Source organism: uncultured Sutterella sp., from assembly GCF_937923675.1.
Taxonomy (GTDB): Bacteria; Pseudomonadota; Gammaproteobacteria; order Burkholderiales; family Burkholderiaceae_F; genus Sutterella.
The window spans coordinates 1-19,951 of record NZ_CALDXB010000011.1 but is presented as its reverse complement, the minus strand read 5'-3'; the positions used below and the strand labels follow the sequence as shown (position 1 = coordinate 19,951).

Below are 19,951 nucleotides of genomic sequence, written 5' to 3'. Positions count from 1 at the left end.
GATTGTTTTGGATGAAATGCCGCACGCAGAACCGCTTTCTCGTGCGGCATGTTTTTTGAGATGTCCTTGAAATTTCTGATCGTGGGCTTCGACGGGCTGAGGCCCGACTTTGCGACGCCCGAAAACATGCCGCGGCTCGCGGGCTTTCTGGAAAAGTCCCATACGTGGGAGAACTACCTCGCCTGCTTCCCTACGGAAACCTACGTCAACCACCCGTCGATCTTTTCCGGGGTCCGCCCGGAGCGCCACGGCGTCATCGCCAACAGCTTCTGCTACGAGGACGAAAAGCGCCGGACGCACCTCTTTGAAGGCTTCCGCATCAACTCCGTCATGGAAGCCGACGCCCTCATGCACGGGCTCTATGCAGTACCGGATTTAGGCGCCCGGCTCGCGCGAGAGGGAAAGCGCCTTCGAATCTACTGCGCCAATTCGCCGGGGAGCACGCGGCTCCAGCATGTGCATGCCTCGGACTTTAAGGGCCACCTCAACGCTCCGGTGCATGCGCTTGACCAAACGATTCCGGCGAGAGAAGCGCATGAACTCATCCGCACGCACGGGAAAGGCGTCCCGCTCGAATTCCCCGATATGCTCGGCACGAAGCTCACGGTCGACCTCTTTTTCGAGCGCGAATTGAAGGACGGCCCCGAGGGGCTTGCCGAAGCGACGGTTCTCTGGATCGGGGAGCCCGACCACAGCGAGCACGAGCTCGGGCTCTTCTCCGACAAAACGCTCGAGGGCCTCCGGCAGGCGGACCACGAATTCGGGCGGGTGCTCGACTGGTGGGAAACGCAGGGGCGCGCGAAGGACATTCAGCTCGTCGTCATGTCGGACCACGGCCATGTTGAGGTCGCGCGGCATGCCGACTTTGAAGAGATTCTCGAGAATGCAGGTTTTCACGTGCTGACGGGAAGCGACATCGCGCGGGGCGCAGAACCCCGGGCAGACGACGTCATTCTGATCGGCGAATACACCTCCGGCATCTGGGTGCCGGGGAAGAAGCGGGAAACGCTCGAAGCCGTGCGGGATGCCCTTATGAATTCGCCCGAGGTCGGCATGGTCTTTTCCCAGCCCGATCCGGACCGTCCCGGCGCCCGCGAGGGCCTCATTCCCGGAACCTTCTCGGAGGGACTTCTCTCGAGCGCTCACCCGCGCGGCCCCGACATCCGGTTCATCCCGAGGGGCGACCCCGAAACCGGGCGCTGCGTCATGACGAATGCACTCTGCTTAGGGAGCGGCGCGCACGGAGGGCTCCTGCCGCAGGAAACGCATGCGCTTCTCGCAATTGAGGGGAGCCGCTTCCCCGGCTTCGGACGCCATCCGGAACCCGCGACGCACGAAGACTTTGCGGCGACCCTCATGACGATGCTGGGGCTCCTCGACGACGATGCGCCGCTGCCGCTTCCGACGGGAAGAATTCTCTCTGAGGCGCTTTCCGCAGAAGCACCGGCGAGGCGAGCACCGGCATCCCGGGAAACGCTTACGATTGCGAGGGGCGATTTTTCCCAGACACTTCACTTCCTCACCCTGGAGGGGCGGAGCTACGTGCTTTCGGGCGGACGAACGGAAAGACTGCCGCTCTGAAGCATCGGGGAGGCTAAAGGAGAAAGGCGGCGGGGAAATCTTTAAAATCTGAAGCTTTCAATCTTCTCGGGAATCGCACATCCTCATGCAGAACGCCGCACAGATCCTCGACTGGGCAGCCTGGGCGCCCGGCCTCGCCGGGAAGGACGACTGGCGCGAGGCCGCCTCGCTCCCGTCCTTCGGACTTGAATCCTCGCCCTATGCGCCTCCCGGTGCAGAAGAGCCGTCGGCGAAAGCTGCTGCGATCCCTGCGATGCTTCGCCGGCGCCTCACGCCTCTCGGGCGGGCGCTCGCCGAGGTGCTGGGGCCCCTCGCCGCGAAAGCGCCCGACGCCCCCTGGGTTTATGCGTCCCGCTGGGGAGATGCGGCGCTCGCGACGGAGCTTCTCACCGCTACGGCGCACGATGAGCCGCTTTCGCCCGCCAAATTTGCGGCGAGCGTTCACAACGGCCCCGCGAGCCTTCTTTCGATTGCGCTCGGCCACAAAGGAGCCTTGACTGCACTCGCGAACGGCCCCTGGAGCGCTGAAGCCGCCTTCGAGTCCGCCGTGAGCGAACTTCTTCAGCACGAGACGGTCATTCTGACCGTTGCGGAAGCCAAGCCCCCGGTCGACTTTGATGCGCCCGGCGTCACGCATGTCTGGGGACTCCTCCTCGGGCGCCAGAATGAAAGTGCGGACCCGGAAGTCTGGGCGAAGGAAAAGCAGAAGGGCCCCTATTGCGCCATTACCACGCGGCCCCTCGAATCCGGCGAAGTCCCTGACCCGCGCCTCGCGGAACTCGCCGGCACGCCTGCCAACCTCGAGGTTCTCAGGTGGCTCATTGCGTCGGAAGCGCCCTTCTTCACGCACCTCGACCGCCATGCGGCCTGGGTGTGGGCGAAATCGGGCGCACTCGCTCTCTGACCCATAGAGGCCCTTCATGCGGTACGTTCTGATGCCCTTCCAGTTCGCGGGCACGGCCTTCGCTTTTGCGCTCTTCGGGATCGGAGGCGTCATTTTCGGGCTTCTCATTACGCCCGTGCTCAAAATGACGTCTAAGAGTCCCGAAGAAGAGCGACGGCGCGCCCGTGCGGTCGTCCGGTGGTGGTTCGGGCGCTTCGTCGCCATCATCACGGCGCTCCGGCTCGTGCGGGTAGAGGTCAGAAACCATGAGGCGCTGATGAAAGAGGGAGCGATTCTCGCCTGCTCCCATCCCTCCCTCATCGACGTCGTCTGCCTCCTTTCCGTCGTGCCCGAGGCGACGACCATCGTGAAGGCGTCGCTTTTGAGGAACATCTTCACGCGCGCGCCCATTCGCGCCGCCGGCTACGTCTCTAATGCCGAGGGGCCGGATGCGATCGAAAAGCTCGCCCGGGAGCTCGACTCGGGGACGGCCTTCGTCATATTCCCCGAAGGCACCCGGACGCCGAGCGAATTCCCGGAGGGCGAAATGCCGCGGCTTCACCGGGGCGCCGCGCAGCTCGCGCTCCACACGGGGCGCTCGATCACGCCGGTCCGCATCACCGCGAGCCCGCGCTGGCTCACCAAGGACCGCGGCTGGTGGCATTTGCCCGAGAAGCCCATGACGCTCACCTTTGAAGCGCTTCCCGAGATTCAGGCGGCTCCCTATCTCGACCTTTATAATTCGTGCCCTCGGCTCGCTGCCCGGCGGTTTACGCTCGCCCTAGGCAGAGAACTTTTCCCCGGGATTCGTCAACCTACTTCCTCCGATGCGCCATGACTGATCTGATCTCCGAAATCCAGTCCCTCATCATTTCCTCGCTCGGGCTCGAAGACATCCGGCCTGAGGACATCGACCCGGATGAACCGCTCTTCGGCGAAGGGCTCGGCCTCGACAGCATCGACGCCCTCGAGCTCGGCCTTGCCGTCAAGAAGCGCTGGGGCATCACGCTGACCGCGGAAAGCGAAGAGGCAAAGACCGTCTTCAGGAACGTCCGCACGCTCGCCGCCTACATTGAAACGCATAAGCAGAATTAAGAACATGACAACCTTCACCCCTCAGGAAGAAAAGGTCTACCAGGTCCTCTCCGAAATCCTCGTGAACGATTTCGAGATCCCCGCCGACAAGATCAAGCCTGAAGCCCGTCTCTACGAAGACTTCGACATCGATTCCATCGACGCGGTCGATATGATCGTGCAGCTCAAGCCCCATCTCGGCGGCCGCCGCATTTCCCCGGAAGCCTTCAAGCAGGTGCGCACCCTGGGCGACGTCGTCGCGGTCATCGCGCGCGTCCTTGAAGAGCCCGCCGACGGAAAGGCCGATTAAAGACCATCTTCAGACATGTCGGCATCCCGACTTCTGAACGTCATTACGGGCGGCGCTGCCGCCCTTTTGATTTGCCTTTATCCCTTCTGGGCCTGGTGGGGATTAAGCCGCTTCGGGATCCTGCCCGTGGCGCTCTCCTTGGCCGGCATCATGCTTCTGCGGGCGCTCATGTCGCCCTCGCGGAATAACCTCGGATTCGCCGGCATTGCGCTTGTCCTTGCCGCACTCTCGGCGATCCTCGATGCCGAGGAGCCGATGCTCTTTTATCCGGTCGCGGTCAACGGCTTCCTTCTCTGGCTTTTCGGCTCATCCCTATCCTCAACACCCATCGTTGAAAAGTTCGCGAGACTCCGCACGCCCGATCTCCCGCCCGAAGGCGTCCGCTGGTGCCGCGGCGTCACGAAGGTCTGGTGCGGGTTCTTCGTTCTGAACGGCTCTGTTGCGCTTGCCACGGTGCTCTATGGAGACCGCGGACTCTGGATGATCTGGAACGGGTGCGTGAGCTATGTCCTCATCGGCATCCTCTTTGCGGGGGAGTTTCTGCTCCGCAGAATCCGCATGCGACGCGCCGCCGCGAGGAAATAGTCCGGTCGCCCTCAGTTTTACCTCGAGGACGCTCTCTTTCGCAGCTTCAGGTCCTGCAGATCCCTCCCAAGGGGATCGTGCTTCGCCAGCAGTTCGATGTCGTCCGCAAGCTGCATCGCATAGAGCACCCGCAGGTAGGCGCCCATGGAGACGGTGGGCTCCCCGCGCTCGATTTTGCTCACCGTGAGCTCAGAGCACTGAGCGCGATCCGCGACTAGCGCCACCGTGTAGTTTCTGCGAAGACGCGCCAGACGGATTTGTTCTCCCGCGATGCGGAGCTTCTCTGCAATCTTCCTGGGAAGCAAGGTGGAACGGGTGGCTTTAGTCATCATTAAAGATAGATTGTTTTGAGTAATCTATATTTTATTATGGATTATTGAGTTTTACCTGGATCATTATTCTCCCGACTCTGATCTTTCCGGAATCCCTGAGGCACAATAGCGAATGCAACCAACTCTTTTGCCTGCAGCGCCGTGACCTCCGAAACCCGCAATTCCCGCATTCTTACCCTTCAGCCTTCTGATCGGCCCATCGGCATTTTTTCCGACGGAAGCGTGCTTACGTTCAAAGGCTTTCTCGCGGGAACTGCCGCCTGGCGGGAAGCAGCGCTGGCGCTTCCACCCAACACTCGCGAAAATGCGGTGCTCTATTCCGAAGATGCGCTCGAGCTACTCCCCGCACTCTTCGGCTTCTGGGCGGCAGGCGTTCATGTCATCCTGCCCGGAGACATTCTGCCCGGCACTCTGAAGCACCTTGAGGATTCCGGTGTCGCGCTCGATAAAACCATCCTCGCGCTCGGCGCCGTCGGGATGGATGACGGGAACCGGGTCGCGCATCTTGTTTCGCCGGTGGAGAGAACCTCGGACTTCAATGCTTTGGCAGCCCCTCATGATCTCGGTCTGCTCGACGACAAAGCGCCGCTTCTGTCTCTTCTAACGAGCGGAAGCACAGGAAAGGCAAAGCTCTGCAGAAAGCGCCTCGAGCAGGCCTTTTTCGAACCCGAATCGATTGACGCAGGAATTCCTGGAGGCACTTCTGCCCTTGGCGCCATTGAAGTCTTAGGCACCGTGAGCGCGCAGCATATTTACGGGCTGCTCTTCCGGGCGCTCTGGCCGCTGCTTTCACCAGAAGCGCTCATCGTCGGAAAGCGCCTTCACTATCCGGAAAATCTGGCCGAAGCGCTCAAGGAAGCCAAAGCCCGCGGACATCGCGCCGTCGTCATTGCGGCTCCTGCGCACCTGAAGCGCTTTACGGATCCGAAGCTCTTTGAGGATGCGAGAGACTGCGTCATCCTCGCCTTTTCCTCCACCGGCCCGCTCGATGACGAGGGCGCCCGGGTCGCACGCGCAGCGCTCGGGCTTTTCCCCATGGAAGTCTTAGGCTCCACCGAAACAGGCGGCATCGCCTGGCGCAGGCGGTCTCTCGAAAGTGACGGGACAATCTCAACGCCTCCCTGGAAAACTGTCCCCGGCATCACTGCGGGCGTGCGTCTCGAGGACGGCCGCGTGATTCCTGAGGGAGAAGGACTCCTCACGCTCTCCGGACGCCACCTTGATCATGAAGGCTGGAACGATGGATCTGACCGCATTCGCCTGGACAACACGGTGTTTACGCTCCTCGGCCGCGCGGACAGAATCGTCAAAATTGAAGGAAAGCGCGTTGCGCTCCCTGAAGTGGAAGCGCTTCTCGTCAAGGGCGGGCTCGCACGCGAAGCGAAAGTCTTTGCCTTTGGTGAAGGGAGGCGCGAAGCGCTCGCGGCTGTGCTCAAGCCCACACCTCAGTTGAGGGACATCTTCTTTGCCGAAGGCAAAGCTGCCGCAGTGCGAAAGCTTCGCGAAGAACTTGGCCAAAATCTTCCGGCAGTGTCGATCCCCAGACGCTGGCGGTTGGTCGACGAACTTCCTTCAAATGCTCAGGGAAAGACTACAGTGAAGGCCCTCGAAAGCCTCTTTGACCCGCGCCGCCCGGAGTGGCTGCTGGAAAGCGACGAAGTTCTAGAAGGCACCCGGCGTCTGCGCCTGAGGCTCGAAGCTTCCCCCGGACTCGAATGGTTCAGGGGACACTTTCCCGGACTTCCGATTCTCCCCGGCGTGGCGCAGCTTCTTTTGGTCGAAAGGGCTTTCCGCGCCTATGCGCACGTGAGCGGCGACTTTAAGGCGACGCAGGTGAAGACGCTCAAATTCCGGGCGGTTACAACACCCGGCATGCGGCTTGCACTCGAGCTTGAATGTCCCTGCGGCATTTCGTCTGAGGAAAGCTTCTCTCTCAAATTTGCCTGGAAGAAAATCGGAGACTCTGAAGACGTCCAATCGAGCGGCACCATTGTCTTCTCAAGGAAGTGAAGTCTTTCACCGCGTTTTTACGCTCCCGCCTTTTTCCTCCGGGCGTTTTCAAAACGCGCTTGCGTCGTAAAATGGTCTTTTATGCCTGACGGCTGCGGGGAGCTCTTCTTCCCAGTTCCAGCCGCCCGGCATCGCGACTGCTGCGGCATCCGACCGCTCAGACCCAATTCAAAACGAGGAGACTCTTGATGCAGTTCGTTTTTGAGACGCCCACCCGACTCATCTTCGGCCCGGGAAAACTCGATGCCCTTCGCACGGAAAAGCTGCCGGGCAAAAAGGCGCTGCTCCTTACATCGCGCGGCGGCTCGGTCGTGCGTTCCGGTGCGCTCGCCCGCGTGACGGCCGCTCTTGATGCGCAGAAGATTGAATGGGTGCATCTCGCCATCGTCGAACCCAATCCTCTCTCGACCACCGTCATGACCGGCGCCAACCGCGCCCGGGAGGAAGGCTGCGACTTCGTGATTGGTTTGGGCGGCGGCTCCGTGATGGACTGCGCCAAAGCGATTGCGCTCTGCACCACGAATGACGGAGACATCTGGGACTACGTCCAGCAGGGCCAGGGCGGGAGGAAGCAGATCACTGCCACGCCGATCCCCATCGTGGCCATCACGACCACTGCCGGCACCGGGTCAGAAGTGGATGCGGGCGGCGTCATCACGAATCCGGTCACGCAGGAAAAGTGCGGCATCGGCCATCCGACGCTTCTGCCGAAGATCGCCATCGTCGACCCGGAACTGATGCTCTCGGTTCCGCCCATGCTCACGGCCTATCAGGGCTTCGACGCGCTCTTCCACGCTATCGAAGGCTACGTCACGAAGCGCCCCAACTACCTCTCCGAAATGTATGCGCTCGCGAGCGTGCGCCATTGCGCCGAAGGCCTCGCCCGCGCCGTCCGAGACGGCTCCGACTATGAAGCCCGCGAACACATGGCGATTGCCAACACGCTTTCGGGCTACGTCATGGTCTGCGGACGTCTCACGAGCCAGCACTCGATGGAACATGCGCTTTCCGCCTTCCATCAGGATCTGCCGCACGGCGCCGGCCTCATCATGCTCTCGCTTGCCTACTTCGGTCACATGATCAAGACGGGCGCCCGTTCCGATCGCTTTGTCGAGCTCGCTCGAGCCCTGGGCGTGCGCGATGCCGTTCATCCTGCGGACTTCCTGCGCGCGCTGCATGACCTTCAGGTCGCCTGCGGCGTCGACAACCTCCGCATGAGCGACTACGGCGTCACGCGTGAAGAAATCCCGGCGCTTGCTGAGAAAGCCCGCTCTGCCGGCGGCATGCTCTTTGAGCAGGACCCTGTGGCTCTGACTTTTGAAGACACCGTGGCGATTTTTGAGGCGGCTTACCGTTAATACCGCTCCATCTGCTTGATTTTTGTATTCAGTTCAGCCGCCTTCGGGCGGCTGAACTGTTTTGGGGTTACTCATCCTGAATCAAAAGTCCCCGGATGCGCTCCGGGTAATCGCAGGCGAGCTCAAGCCTTCCGTCCCGCCTTCTGAGGAGCGCCTGCTTCTCCCAGGCATTCAGCACTTTGCTCACTGCGGGACGAGTAGCATGAATCAACTCGGCAACTTCAGAGACCCGTGCATCGATGGTAAGACGCTTCCATGCCGCATCTGCATCCTCCGGGACGAGTTCGAGAAGCACCAGGAGGAGTTTTGCGAGTCGCAGCGGCAAAGGATCGACGCCGCAGACGAGAAGCCCTCCGATCTGACGTTCGTGATGCTTCGCAAGACTCATAAGGTACTTGAGCTTGAGCTCACTATCCTGCTCGAGGAGCTTGATGAAGGCAACTTCCTCCATGACCCTGACTGAGACCGGCGACAATGCAAGCGCCATCAGCGGCATATCCTTCCCGGGATGCAGCACGGCCTTCGGGGCCCCCAGAAGATTGCCGGGTCGAAAAAGACTCGCCATTCGGTCAAAAGTATCGCCTCTGCCAAAACAAGTAGCGATCAAGCCAGATTCGATATAGAAGACCTGCCGCTGAACTCCGAAAAAGAAAAACTCATGTGCAGGCATGATCTTCTGCGGACACTTCATGAACATGGCTTCAAACGCCTGATCATCAGGCTCGAGCAGCCAGGGTACTGAGGCAAAAATCCTGTCGCTTGAAAATGCCAGGGTGAAGACGGATCTCGGTGAAGCACTCATAATCGGGTAAAGCGCGGCCATAAAAACAAAGACCCCTGCCGAAATTCTTCAGCAGAGGCCTTTGATTCTAATCAAAAATACCGATTAGAACCCTTTCTCGATATCTGCAAGGGCGTTGAGCGCCGCCACGCGGCCGGAGGTCATGGCGAAGGACGAGGCCGAACCTTCGCAGCGAAGGTCATACGAAGAGTCGTAAAGACCGCCCATGTCCTGACCAACAACGTACAGATTCGGAATCACATCGCCCTGAGGCGTCTTAGCTTCAAAGCGAGGCGTCACCTGCACGCCGCCAAGCGTAAGGAAGAAGCAGCGGATGGCCTTAAGCGCATAGTACGGCCCCTTCTCAAGATTGAACTTCTCCAGGTGCTCCGGCTTCTTGCCGAATTCGGGATCCTGCCCCTGTTCGGCGTATTTGTTTACCTTCTTCATCGTGTCGAGAAGGTTTTGAGGAGGCACGCCGATCTGGAGCGCAAGCTCTTCGATCGTATCCGCCTTGAAGGCCCAGCCGCGTTCCATACCCACCTTCCAGGTCTTGGGGAGCTCCTTCAAGGGAGTGCCCGCGAGGACGATCGCGTTGAAGGGCAGCACAGCGCCCTTATGGATCAGGCGATCCATCTTTTCCTGGTCAAAGATGGTGTAGGAGACGCCGCCGGCGGACGTCATTGCGTTGTAAACATCAACGAAAACTGATCCGCGCGACTCATTGAAGAACCTGCGGCCGGTGTGATCGACCCAGAGCCAGGGCTGAGCGAGCGCGCAGCGTCCCTGAGTCAGTTCCGGAACCTCGCCGAACTGCCGAATCGGAGGAACATCAGGGAGATACGGCGCATTACCAGCCACCGTATGCATACCGGCAAGACCCGCGCCCACGAGCTGAGCCATGCGAATGCCGTCGCCCGTACGGCCGTCGACTACCGGGCCGCGAAGCCAAATCGGCTCGACCATGCCGATCGCGGAGGAGTCAAAAACATGCTGTGCCAGCATCTCCCGGTTGGCAGCGAAGCCGCCCGTGGCGATGATCACCTTGCGGGCATGGATGATGACCTTGCCGTCAGGGCCGGAGGCTTCCACGCCAACGACGCGTCCCTGGTCAACGATCAGCTTCGTCGCAGGCGTGCGCTTGCGGATCTCGCCGCCCCGCGATTCAATCTCCTTCACGAACTTGGCGATGACGCCTGCCGCACCACCCTTGAAAAGGTGCCAGGTCATCAGCGACTCATCCTTATCGTACATCGTGCGGATGCCGCGGAACTCGATGCCGAGATCCTGGATCTGGTCAATGGTTTCCTTCGACTCCTCGATCAGGACACGAAGGACGGACGGATCGCAGCGGTAGTGGTGATACTGCAGCGCCGCATCAAGGACCTGCTGCACGGTCGTATGGATCCCGTGCTCTTTCTGGTACCGGGTGCCGACGCCGAGCGAGCCTTCAGGGAAAAGGCCGGCGCCGCCGAGGAAGTCTTCTTTTTCCAGGATGATGGGCTTCACGCCCTTGCGGACAGCAGCAAAGCCGGCGGCAAGACCGCCGAGACCTGCGCCGATGATGACCAGGTCCGTCTTCTTTTCGACGACTGCGGCTTCAGCCACGCCCGCAGGGGCTGCCACGACCGCAGCCGTGGCGGCTGCACTGCCCAGAAACTGACGACGATTGAGTTTCATGATGTCTCCTTTCCTTTTTGATCCAGCTGAGAAGTACTGAAAAGCACCTCAACTAAATAAAAAGTCTAAGAGCGATCAAGTTCTGCTTCCGTCATCCGGATTACGCATCGAGTGGAAACCCTGATCAAGAAGTTTTCTATCTTGAATCAATCTGCCGCTCGAGGAGAAGAGATCGACTAATGCTGGAAAAACGACCCCACCGAGATGGGGAAAATAAGAACGAATGGGTTAAACCCCATCGTTGCTAAGAACACCCCCGCTCGCGCGGGGAAAAGTCCATTTTTTGCCGGAAGACAAAATCAACAAAAGAAACACCCCCGCTCACGCGGGGAAAAGGCTATTACGGATGAGGAAGAGATTTTAACCTGGGAAACACCCCCACTCACGCGGGGAAAAGACCAGCATTTAGTCGATCGGACAAGGATAGTAGCAGATCTAGTCGTTCTCCACCCGTACATCCGAAAATAGAATTTCCGTCCTTCCCTGAGCCGACACCACCTCGATCCGCTCCACAAAACTCCTTCCCTTTGCCCTCACTTCTCCTAATACTTTCGCAAGCTCAGGAGACTTCGGGCGCGCGGCGATTCGAATGCTTCCGTCCGCAAGCTTTTCAGCTCTGAGATCGAACGCTTCCTTGAGCGCCGCAAAATTCCCGGAGAAAACCCCGGAAAGGAGCTCTGAAATTCTGCCAACCGCCGGAATGTCCGCTGCAGAAAGCACCTGTCTTTCTCCCGCCGCCTCCATCACCACGCCGTCGGGCCCTGCCGTCATGACCGACGGAAAAGGCTTCTCGGCTTCCCAGCGGAGGATCTTTCCCGTGAGCTCAAAGACGCCCGTCGTCACCATCGGTTTCGGGAACCCGGGGAGCGTGCGACGCTCCTCAAAGCGGCCTTTCAGGGACTTTGCGGCAAGGGGCTTGAGAAGCGCCTCATCGGGCGCCTGCGCGGGGAGCTCCTCATAGGACGGGAGAGCTCCTCCCGCATCGACCTCAGCCGCACCCGCTGCGGGAATCGCAAGCATGAGGGCGGCCCCCGCGAAAGAAAGAAGAACCCGGCGCAGAAAATCTAATAGTCCCATCACTTTCGGAAGTCCTCCCAGAAATCAAAGTAATTGGCCCAGTCGAGGGGCGACCTGAGGAGCTCCGCCTCGAGGCTGCCGGCATAGAGAGCCGCCATGCTCGCGAGCCACGCGTCCCGGGCTGCTCGCCTTACGCGGGGCGGCTTTTCGCAGAGTGAATAAAAGCACACGCGGTAGCGGCGCTCTTTCAAATCCGAACGCGTGCAGACCATCATTCTCAAGGGGATGCCGAGCAAAAGCGAAAGAAGCGCGCCTCCGGTCGGAAAACGGGCCGGGTCGCCGAGGAACCTCACGCTCGCGGCAGCATCAGACCCCATCGGCACGCGGTCTCCGGCGAGGATGATGTAGGCGCCCTTGGCGGCGCGTTCCGAGAGCTCCATCACGAGTGCCGGAGAGAGCGTCTCCCCGATCTCGAAGAAGGTTGCCTGCGGGGGCTTCGCACCCGCTTTCGCAAGAAGGTCATTGAATTTCCTGGCATGCGCCGTATGCTGCAGGATCACGATCTCATGCTCGGTGAAACCCGAGGAGCTCGTCATGAGAAGCTCCTGACAGCCCGTGTGGGAGGTGAGAATCACGGCTCCGGAAGTTTTGCCGTCCGAGCTGAAGATTTCCTCAGAGACGACATCGAGACTCGCGGATTTTCCTTCTCCCGACAACGCCGCGAACTTCTCAAAGATCGCGAGCGCAAAGTGTTCGAGCTGCGCGATGCCGGAAAAGATCCCGGGCTCCGGGCTCCCGAAGCGTGAGAGAAAAGGCGCGAGCTTCTCCACGCGCCTTTGATACGCTCCAACAACCAGCCTCAATCTCGGGCTCGTGAGCCAGTATGAGGCCAGAACGGGCTTCAGGATCAGCCGCAGGATTTTGTCGCCGAGCACCTTCTGAACGGCCAGAAGGATCCGGATTCCGATGGTGCTCGTGCGCTCCCTGAGGAGCGGCCATTCCGGTCGATCGTGAGGCGGCATGAGTCGCAGAAAAAGCTTTATGAAGAGAAAAGGCCTGGACGTTCAGTACGATCAGGACGAAGGCCTGTCATCGGCTTTGCGGGGCGAGGATTGAGCAGCGTTCCCCGTGGCGGCAAGGCGCACGCGTTCGGCAGCTTCCTGAGCCGCCTGCGCGGCATGGGTTGCCCGTCTGGCGCGCTCCGGATCGACGAGAGGGGGTCTTCCGGGACGAGCGGGCTTTGCTTCCTGGGGCTTCTGCACGGCGGGCTTGGGCGCTCCTTCGCGGAGGCAGACCGGATCGCGCCCGAAGGCACGCGACCAGATGATGATGGGAAAGCGCGTAATCATCTGGAGAAAGAGCTTCGCATGCATCCAGCTGATGCGCATGTTGTCGCCGAAGGGACGGAAGTGACTCACGCCGTCTGCTGGGTAAGTCACCGATACCGGCACGTACTTCAGGCGCACGCCCGCCCAGAGAAGACGCACGAGAATTTCGGGGTCAAAATCCATGCGGCGGCCGAGCCTCGCGTTTTCGCAGACATCGAGCGCTGCCGCCACCGGATAAATCCGGAGACCGCACATCGCGTCCTCAATCGAAAGCGAGAGGCTGTTCACCGCGCACCAGAAGTTCGTGAGCTTTCGCCCCCAGAGGCGGGACTTCGGCACGCTCGCATCGTATTTCGGATAGCCGCAGATGAGAGATGCCGGGTACTTCTGCATGAGCCGAAGCAATGTGGGGAGCACCGCCAGATCAATCTGCCCGTCCGCATCCACCTGCAGAACGTGCGTGTAGCCCAGACGCGACGCCGCCTTGAACCCCGTCATGACGGCCGCGCCCTTGCCCTGATTGACCGGGTGATGAATCACTTTCACGAAGGGAGCTGCCAGCCGGTCGCAGAGACTCTTTGTCGGCTCATGCGACCCATCGTCGACGAGAATCACCGGAAGAGAAAGCTGCCGGAGCTGTGCCACCACGCCCTCGAGCTTCGCGGGCTGATCGTAAACCGGTATGAGCGCGCAGACGCGCACCTGCGGCACCTGGGGCTGAGGGGGCGTGCGGATGCCCGAACGCGCGGGCTTCACCGTAGCGGGCTGCTGAGGAGGAATGGAAGACCCTTGAGCGGGCTTGGGCTTATCTTCTTTGGATTCAGACATTGGCGCAGACTCTTCTGAAGCCGGCACGTTAGCGTTGAATGGCTTTGGTGTTGATTGTCAGGGGGGATTGTACTTTCTGCCGCACTGCCTGAACATCAACGCCGCATAAATCTTCTCTCAGGAAAAACTCCGGGCGCGAACAATTTTTTCTTCTTCTACACCCGGGGTAGTAAGCGATGCCTCTCCCAAAGGCTATACTGCCGCAAGCATTCCCCCGCTTTCCCCGAACCTTACCAGCGCGACGATGGAACACTCTCTTCCTCTCATCTCAACGCTCGTCATTGCGTTTTCCCTTGCCCTTGTCTTCGGCTTCATCGCAGAACGCTTCCTGAAGGCGCCTGCGCTCGTGGGCTACCTGCTCGCCGGCATTGCGGCGGGCAAATATACGCCCGGCGTCTTCGCGGACGCGGCGCTTGCGAACCAGCTCTCAGAAATCGGCGTGATGCTCCTCATGTTCGGCGTGGGCCTTCATTTCTCGATGAAGGACCTCTGGTCGGTCAAGAGCATCGCAGTCCCGGGAGCCGTGCTCCAGATGGCGATCGCGACGCTCCTCGGAGCCCTCTGCGCGCACTGGTTCTTCGACCGCTCATGGGGGGAGGCGATCGTGCTCGGGATTTCGCTCTCCTGCGCCTCGACCGTAGTGCTCCTCAAAGCCCTTGACGTGCGCGGAAAGCTCGCGAGCTCTGACGGCAGAATCGCCGTCGGCTGGCTCGTCGTGGAGGACCTTGCCACCGTCATCATCCTCGTTCTGCTGCCGCCCTTTGCAAGCATCATGATCCCGGGCGAGCCCGGCACCACGGCGCGCCTTGCAGGAAGCGGCCTCGCATTCGTCATTCTGAAGACGCTCCTCAACGCCGCGCTCTTCGTCGCCATCATGCTCGTCATCGGCCGCCGGGTGCTCCCCTGGGCAATGGGCCAGGTCGCGCGCACGGGTTCGAGAGAGCTCTTCACGCTCTTTGTGCTTGCCGTCGCGGTGGGCGTCGCCTACGGCGCCGCCGAAATCTTCCACGTGAGCTTTGCGCTTGGCAGCTTCTTCGCCGGCATGGTGATGCGCGAGAGCCGCTTTGCCCACAGAGCGGCCACGGAATCCATTCCGCTCCAGGACGCATTCGCGGTGCTCTTCTTCGTTGCGGTCGGCATGCTCTTTGACTGGCACATCCTCATTACGAGCCCCTTTGAGGTCCTTGCCGTTCTCTTCATCATTCTCTTCGGAAAGTCGCTTGCGGCCTTCCTTCTCGTCCACACGCTGCGCTATCCCCTCCATACGGCGATCATCGTTGCGGTCTCCCTCTCGCAGATCGGCGAATTCTCCTTCATCCTGATCGGTCAGGCGGCGGGGCTCGGCCTTGCCGACCAACACCTCGTGAACCTCGTGGTCGCGGGCGCCATTCTTTCCATTGCGCTCAACCCCGTAGGATTCTGGCTCGAACCTAAGATTTCCAAGGCGCTCACGAGCCGCTGGAGCTGGGCGAGAAAGGCAGCGATGCGGGAAGCTCCCTTTGAGGCGCTCCCGGCTGAAACGGTTCCTGAGAAACTTTCGGGCCAGGTTGTCGTCACGGGTCCGGCCAACCTCACGGAGTGCTTTGCGCTCCAGCTCGATCAGGCCTCCGTTCCGCTCGTTGCCGTCGTCGACGATGAGGCCGCGGCCGAAAACCTTGCCGCGAAGGGCATCGCCGTGATTCTCGGCGACCCCTCGAAGGACGACACCTGGGTGAGCGCGCATCTCCATCAGGCGCGGCTTCTTGTGCTTCTCGACTCCTCGGTCGACGCCTTCCACACGGCTGAAGCCGCCCGCCGCGTGGCGCCTGAACTTCCGATCGTCGTGGCCGCAGAAAGCCGCGGCATCTGGCCGGAAGCCGACTTCGAACACGTGACCTACCTCTCCACGATCGACGCCGCTGCCCGTCTCTTCTCCGCCCAGACGGCCTCGGCCCTCAAGGCCGGCGCCTCCATCGGCGAGCCGATCGGCACGCATGCCGAGGAAACCCGTCAGGAAGAATCCATGATGGATGAAGAGCTTCGCGAGGAAGCCGTCCCTCAGGACGTAGTTCCTCACGCGGAAAAGAAGCCCCGCCCGGTGAGAAAGCTCGCCAACTTCCTCAAGGCCAGGCTCGGTCAGGGGGAATCTAAGAGCGAGACGAAGCCGGCAGAACCGGCTCCGAAGCCTGAGCCCGCTCCGGCAGAACCGGCTCCGAAGCCTGAGCCCGCTCCGGCAGCTCCGGAAGAGGCAAAGGCTGACGAATCAAAGGAGGATCCGCTCGCAGGAACGGAAGCTTCCTCTGACGCGCTTCCACCTCAGGCGCCGACCGGCAAAAACGCGCCGTGAAGCCCGTTTGAATCCTGAAGCCTCAGAAAGCCGGCATGCATTTGGGTGCGTGCCGGCTTTTTCCCGTCAGGAGACCTGGATTCATTGCCTGATTCTCTCTCTTCAGGCAAATTCACTCATCGGATCAATTGGAAAAATCTCCGTTATAACGGAGAAATTTCCGGAAGATTCTCTGTTATAACAGAGATTTTTCTTATGCATCCACTGAGAAATTCTCCCAATTTAAATCTTAATCTATTGATTTTTATTGATAAACAACGATTCCCTAGATATTCAGTGATGGGAAGTTAAACAGGCTTGCAGGAAGTTCTACCTTTTATGCCTGAATTTGCCGAAATCTGCAAACATGATCTTCCTGTACCAGCAGAACATGCGCAGTCCCACGATGAAGAAGGTCGAGGCGAAGAGCGAGATGAATTCCGGGCATTCGAGGACGCGCATGCCGACATAGAGCCAGGCGCCGATGAATGCGGCAAAGGCATAGGGCTGGCGGTCCGACATTACCATCGGAAGGCGGTTGAGGAAGACGTCGCGCATGAGTCCCCCGCAGACGCCGGTGCAGACGCCGAGAAGCACGGACGGGAGATAGGGCAGCCCGCAGGTGATGGAAAGCGACGTGCCGCCCGCAGCAAAGAATCCGAGCCCGATCGCGTCCGACCAGATGAAGAGCTCGCGCAGAACCTTTGCCTGAAAGCGCCGGATGATGGCGGGCGCAAACATCGTCATGATGAGCGTCACCCAGACGTACTCGGGGTGCGCAATCCAGTACATGGGCCGGTTGTCGATGATGAGGTCGCGAATGATCCCGCCACCGAAGGCGGTGGTGAAAGCCATGACGAAAACGCCGACCGGATCGACCTTTTTGTTTTCAGCAGCCAGAATCCCGGCGAGCGCAAAGGCGACGATGCCGAGAAAATCCGTGAATTCAAGAAGCCCGGACTGCATATATTTCTCCCAAAAGGCTTTGGGGCTGCGCGAAATGCGCAGAAAGGCTTTTCATGATTATCGCGCGGGAGAGAGGCTGGTTTACGGGAGCAGCCACATCTTTCATGAAAAAAAGAAACAAAAGGGAGCACTCCCGTTTTGAGAATGCCCCCTCTCTCTTCTCTCAAAGCCTATCGCCTGTTGATCACCACGTATGGCGAAGGCCGATATTCCAGCGCCAGTTCTCCTTGACGCGGCCGCCGTCATTGCGTTCCAAATCCGCGTAGATGTAGGTGCCTTCGGTCAGATTGAAATTGGCGCCCAGGCCGTATTCCATCCAGGTGCCGCCGAGATCATCATGCGTGGCATTTCTTGAGACCGCTCCGTAGCGGTATGCAGTATCAAGGTCGCCCTCAAAGTCGTGAACAACGGAAGCGCGCGCGTAGATGGTGCCCTTCTTTTCCGGGAAGGACATGCCGGCGCGGAGCCCTGCGCGGCCGATGAAAGTCTTGAAATCATCCTGATCGACCTGCACGCCGTTCTCCGTCCTGAAGCTCGCGCCCTCCACAAGACCGTAACTCAGGCCGGCCTGAGGTTCGACGAAGAAGCGCTCTTCCGCAAAGGAGAACTTGTATCCCGCCTCCGCATTGAAGCTCCAGGCATTGTTGTTGTAGGAACCGTTCATGCCGTTGAGATCGAAATCGTTGTCGAGCCTGTTGTAGCGGGCGATCAGGTCGACGTACGCGCCGCAGGGAATCAGCCAGGTGCCGTAGAGAGCGATGCCGTAGTTGTCCGTGTCGGCCTCTCCCAGACCATAAGACGCCTTGCCGTCGGTGTAGCTGCCTGCGAGACCAAGCTTCCAGTCGCCGAGGGAAACATCGGCGCCAGCCTGAATCGTCGTGCTCTTGTTTGTAATGCTCCTTGCGCCGTATTCCTGTTCTGAACCATAGAGACGCACCCAGCTGCCAATGCCGGACGGCGAATCACGAAGCTCGCCCATGCGTTTGGAGAGCGAGTTGATCTCATGGCGCCACGCCAGTACGGAAAGCGCATTGACCGAACTGAATCCGACGAGCTTCTGATTCGCCCTTGTCGTCGTCGTCCATGTTCCGTCTTCGTTCTGCGCAGCTGCTATGCCGTCATTCACGGTTCCTTCCTCTACCACGTAGACATTGTCCGTGCCTTCGGCGACAACGACTTTCGTCTTCAGAGCATTGAATGCTTCGAGGCCATTGGCGTAGCCGTCATTAGAACTTCCCGAGGCCGCAACGGTAAGGGATGACGCAGAGTTAATGTCGACGGAATCCGTCGACTTGAGATTCGAGAGATAGAGCGTATTGCCGGTTCCGTTCAGCGAATCAACCGCAAACTTGCCGGCTCCGAGAGCTACCGTCGCGCCGTCGGCTGCAATGGTTCCAAGCTCCGAACTGCCGCCCACCTCTCCTGCAACCGCGAGGAGCGACCTGTCTGCAAGATTGATCGTGCCCTCGCTCGACATCGTGTTGGTTGAGAGAACCGCCTCTTCCTTAAGCGTCATGGACGAATCCGCGTCAATCATCACGCCAGCCAATTCGCCGGCAGCCGTAGTTGTACCCGACATGATGATCTGACCGGACTTCTGCGCTGCCAGGCCGACGGAGCTCGCGCCCGAAGCCGCAATGGTATTTACGTCCCCGTTAAGCGCAACGATGCCGCTGTTGTTTGCTGCAATGCCAAGAGCAGTGCCGGATTCAGATGATGCCTGGACAGCAACGCTCCCGAGCGTCACCTGCGCGAGATCGCCGCTTGCTGCGATGCCTGCAGCCTGATTCGACTTCGAGAAAACAGTAATAACTGTGGATCCGGCGACGGACAGGATGCCGTCATCTGTCGACGAACCCGCCTCCTTAGAGTTCGAATCGTTGAGAATGCCGTAGGCGCTGGCTTCATCTGCCGTCGCTGTAATCGTCAAGGATTTCTCGAATGTTGCATTGCCGGCATAGTTGGCGTAATTCGTCACGCGCACGCCGTACGCAGCTCCGGAACCATGCGTAACAGCTTTGATTGATGCATCGGCAGCGAAGTTCGCATGACCGCCGTATTGAGTCCAGACTCCGGCAGCCACCCCTTTTTCGGATTCGACTTCCACGGATGCGGATTCTCCGGTGAAATTAATTTCTCCCGGGACGCCGGAGGGCCTTACTCCGAATACATGATTCTTTGCCGAAACAACGATTTTTGTTTCGGAACCGGAAAAATTAACAACGGTATCAAATTTATTTCCCGGATCGCACTGAACATCCACGCCGTAAGTCTCGGCAGTATTTCCCTTTACTGCAATAGTGGCGTTTCCAGTGAAATTAGTTGTAGATTGATACGCCAGAACGCCCTGAGAATATGTGCCCGACCCAGAGGAATTATCCACGCTTATGGTGGTTTGCGCGGCATTAAAATCGATAATTGCTCCATTGCTAGTATGATTCTGAACGCCGATAACACGTCCTCCCGTCGAATTAACTGTGATGTCTGTTGATTCTCCAGCAAATTGAAGATGTCCCCCTTCCCATGCCTCTGCACCGACAATATCGCCCGATCCCCCATTGACGACGAGATTAAACTTTCCATCAATCCTGGTATCGCCGTATGCCCTTACGCCGCGAATGGACGCATTGGATGCTGTCTTTAATGTGCCGTTGATATCGCCCGTTATATCAAGCGAAGCACCCGGCCTGCTCGATACTAAATAAATGCGATCGGCACCCTGAATATCCTCCAGCGTCCCTTCAATATTCAAAGTTTTTCCATCCGCAACCGTGACGGATGTATTTCCCGTCGTTGCAGAGATGCCGGAATAACGATTGGCTTCCCCGGATGCAGCATCAGTAATGATCGTCGTATTTCCTGAACTTCCCATCAAAAGTTACACTCGCTCCTAAGATGCCTGCAGAAACGTCA

Annotated in this window: 17 protein-coding genes; 9 read left to right on the top strand and 8 right to left on the bottom strand. The window is 59.5% G+C overall.

Annotated elements, in window-relative coordinates:
• Positions 1–66 precede the first annotated feature (66 nt).
• From Q0106_RS00835 to Q0106_RS00810, 6 genes are all read left to right on the top strand, one after another.
• A complete protein-coding gene (locus tag Q0106_RS00835) occupies positions 67–1,581 on the top strand; it encodes an alkaline phosphatase family protein (protein WP_297607633.1) in 1,515 nt (504 codons plus the stop codon).
• An 85-nt stretch (positions 1,582–1,666) separates the two neighbouring features.
• Entirely contained in the window at positions 1,667–2,485 is an 819-nt protein-coding gene (locus Q0106_RS00830) for a beta-ketoacyl synthase chain length factor (protein ID WP_297607631.1), read from the top strand.
• A gap of 16 nt (positions 2,486–2,501) precedes the next feature.
• Positions 2,502–3,302 carry a lysophospholipid acyltransferase family protein gene (locus tag Q0106_RS00825; protein WP_297607629.1) on the top strand — a complete coding sequence of 267 codons (801 nt, stop codon included), beginning with the start codon at positions 2,502–2,504 and terminating at the stop codon, positions 3,300–3,302.
• Positions 3,299–3,559, top strand: a complete 261-nt coding sequence (locus tag Q0106_RS00820; protein ID WP_152157980.1) for a phosphopantetheine-binding protein — start codon at positions 3,299–3,301, stop codon at positions 3,557–3,559. Before Q0106_RS00825 ends, Q0106_RS00820 begins: the two co-directional genes overlap by 4 nt.
• Before the next feature lie 4 nt (positions 3,560–3,563).
• On the top strand, positions 3,564–3,848 hold the full coding sequence (locus tag Q0106_RS00815; RefSeq protein WP_297607627.1) for an acyl carrier protein: 285 nt from the start codon (positions 3,564–3,566) through the stop codon (positions 3,846–3,848).
• 15 nt (positions 3,849–3,863) lie between these two features.
• Complete coding sequence (locus Q0106_RS00810) at positions 3,864–4,433, top strand: strain DSM (RefSeq protein WP_297607625.1); 570 nt, start codon at positions 3,864–3,866, stop codon at positions 4,431–4,433.
• Between the two features lie 17 nt (positions 4,434–4,450).
• Here Q0106_RS00810 and Q0106_RS00805 read toward each other — a convergent pair whose 3' ends face one another.
• Entirely contained in the window at positions 4,451–4,765 is a 315-nt protein-coding gene (locus Q0106_RS00805; RefSeq protein WP_297607624.1) for a helix-turn-helix domain-containing protein, read from the bottom strand.
• Between the two features lie 222 nt (positions 4,766–4,987).
• Here Q0106_RS00805 and Q0106_RS00800 point away from each other — a divergent pair, with 222 nt between their 5' ends.
• A complete protein-coding gene (locus Q0106_RS00800; RefSeq protein WP_297607622.1) occupies positions 4,988–6,775 on the top strand; it encodes a hypothetical protein in 1,788 nt (595 codons plus the stop codon).
• A 188-nt stretch (positions 6,776–6,963) separates the two neighbouring features.
• Complete coding sequence (locus tag Q0106_RS00795; RefSeq protein ID WP_152157984.1) at positions 6,964–8,133, top strand: iron-containing alcohol dehydrogenase; 1,170 nt, start codon at positions 6,964–6,966, stop codon at positions 8,131–8,133.
• A gap of 67 nt (positions 8,134–8,200) precedes the next feature.
• Here Q0106_RS00795 and Q0106_RS00790 read toward each other — a convergent pair whose 3' ends face one another.
• The 5 genes from Q0106_RS00790 to Q0106_RS00770 form a co-directional block, all read right to left on the bottom strand.
• The gene (locus tag Q0106_RS00790; protein ID WP_297607620.1) at positions 8,201–8,698 is read right to left on the bottom strand and encodes a helix-turn-helix domain-containing protein; all 498 of its coding nucleotides are present in this window, start codon (positions 8,696–8,698) and stop codon (positions 8,201–8,203) included.
• 321 nt (positions 8,699–9,019) lie between these two features.
• Complete coding sequence (locus Q0106_RS00785; protein WP_297607618.1) at positions 9,020–10,594, bottom strand: FAD-dependent oxidoreductase; 1,575 nt, start codon at positions 10,592–10,594, stop codon at positions 9,020–9,022.
• Positions 10,595–11,029: 435 nt separating this feature from the next.
• Positions 11,030–11,614: an outer membrane lipoprotein carrier protein LolA gene (locus Q0106_RS00780; RefSeq protein ID WP_297607616.1), complete on the bottom strand. Its 585-nt coding sequence runs from the start codon at positions 11,612–11,614 to the stop codon at positions 11,030–11,032.
• 56 nt (positions 11,615–11,670) lie between these two features.
• Positions 11,671–12,633 carry a hypothetical protein gene (locus tag Q0106_RS00775; protein WP_297607614.1) on the bottom strand — a complete coding sequence of 321 codons (963 nt, stop codon included), beginning with the start codon at positions 12,631–12,633 and terminating at the stop codon, positions 11,671–11,673.
• Between the two features lie 51 nt (positions 12,634–12,684).
• On the bottom strand, positions 12,685–13,767 hold the full coding sequence (locus tag Q0106_RS00770) for a glycosyltransferase family 2 protein (protein ID WP_297607612.1): 1,083 nt from the start codon (positions 13,765–13,767) through the stop codon (positions 12,685–12,687).
• A gap of 244 nt (positions 13,768–14,011) precedes the next feature.
• On the opposite strand from Q0106_RS00770, the gene Q0106_RS00765 reads away from it, so the two are divergent.
• Positions 14,012–16,093 (top strand): cation:proton antiporter, encoded by a 2,082-nt coding sequence (locus tag Q0106_RS00765; protein ID WP_297607610.1) that lies wholly within the window; start codon positions 14,012–14,014, stop codon positions 16,091–16,093.
• 309 nt (positions 16,094–16,402) lie between these two features.
• Here Q0106_RS00765 and Q0106_RS00760 read toward each other — a convergent pair whose 3' ends face one another.
• Together Q0106_RS00760 and Q0106_RS00755 are read right to left on the bottom strand one after the other, a co-directional pair.
• Positions 16,403–17,038, bottom strand: a complete 636-nt coding sequence (locus Q0106_RS00760; RefSeq protein ID WP_297607609.1) for a trimeric intracellular cation channel family protein — start codon at positions 17,036–17,038, stop codon at positions 16,403–16,405.
• Positions 17,039–17,222: 184 nt separating this feature from the next.
• Complete coding sequence (locus Q0106_RS00755; protein WP_297607608.1) at positions 17,223–19,145, bottom strand: autotransporter outer membrane beta-barrel domain-containing protein; 1,923 nt, start codon at positions 19,143–19,145, stop codon at positions 17,223–17,225.
• Positions 19,146–19,951 lie beyond the last annotated feature (806 nt).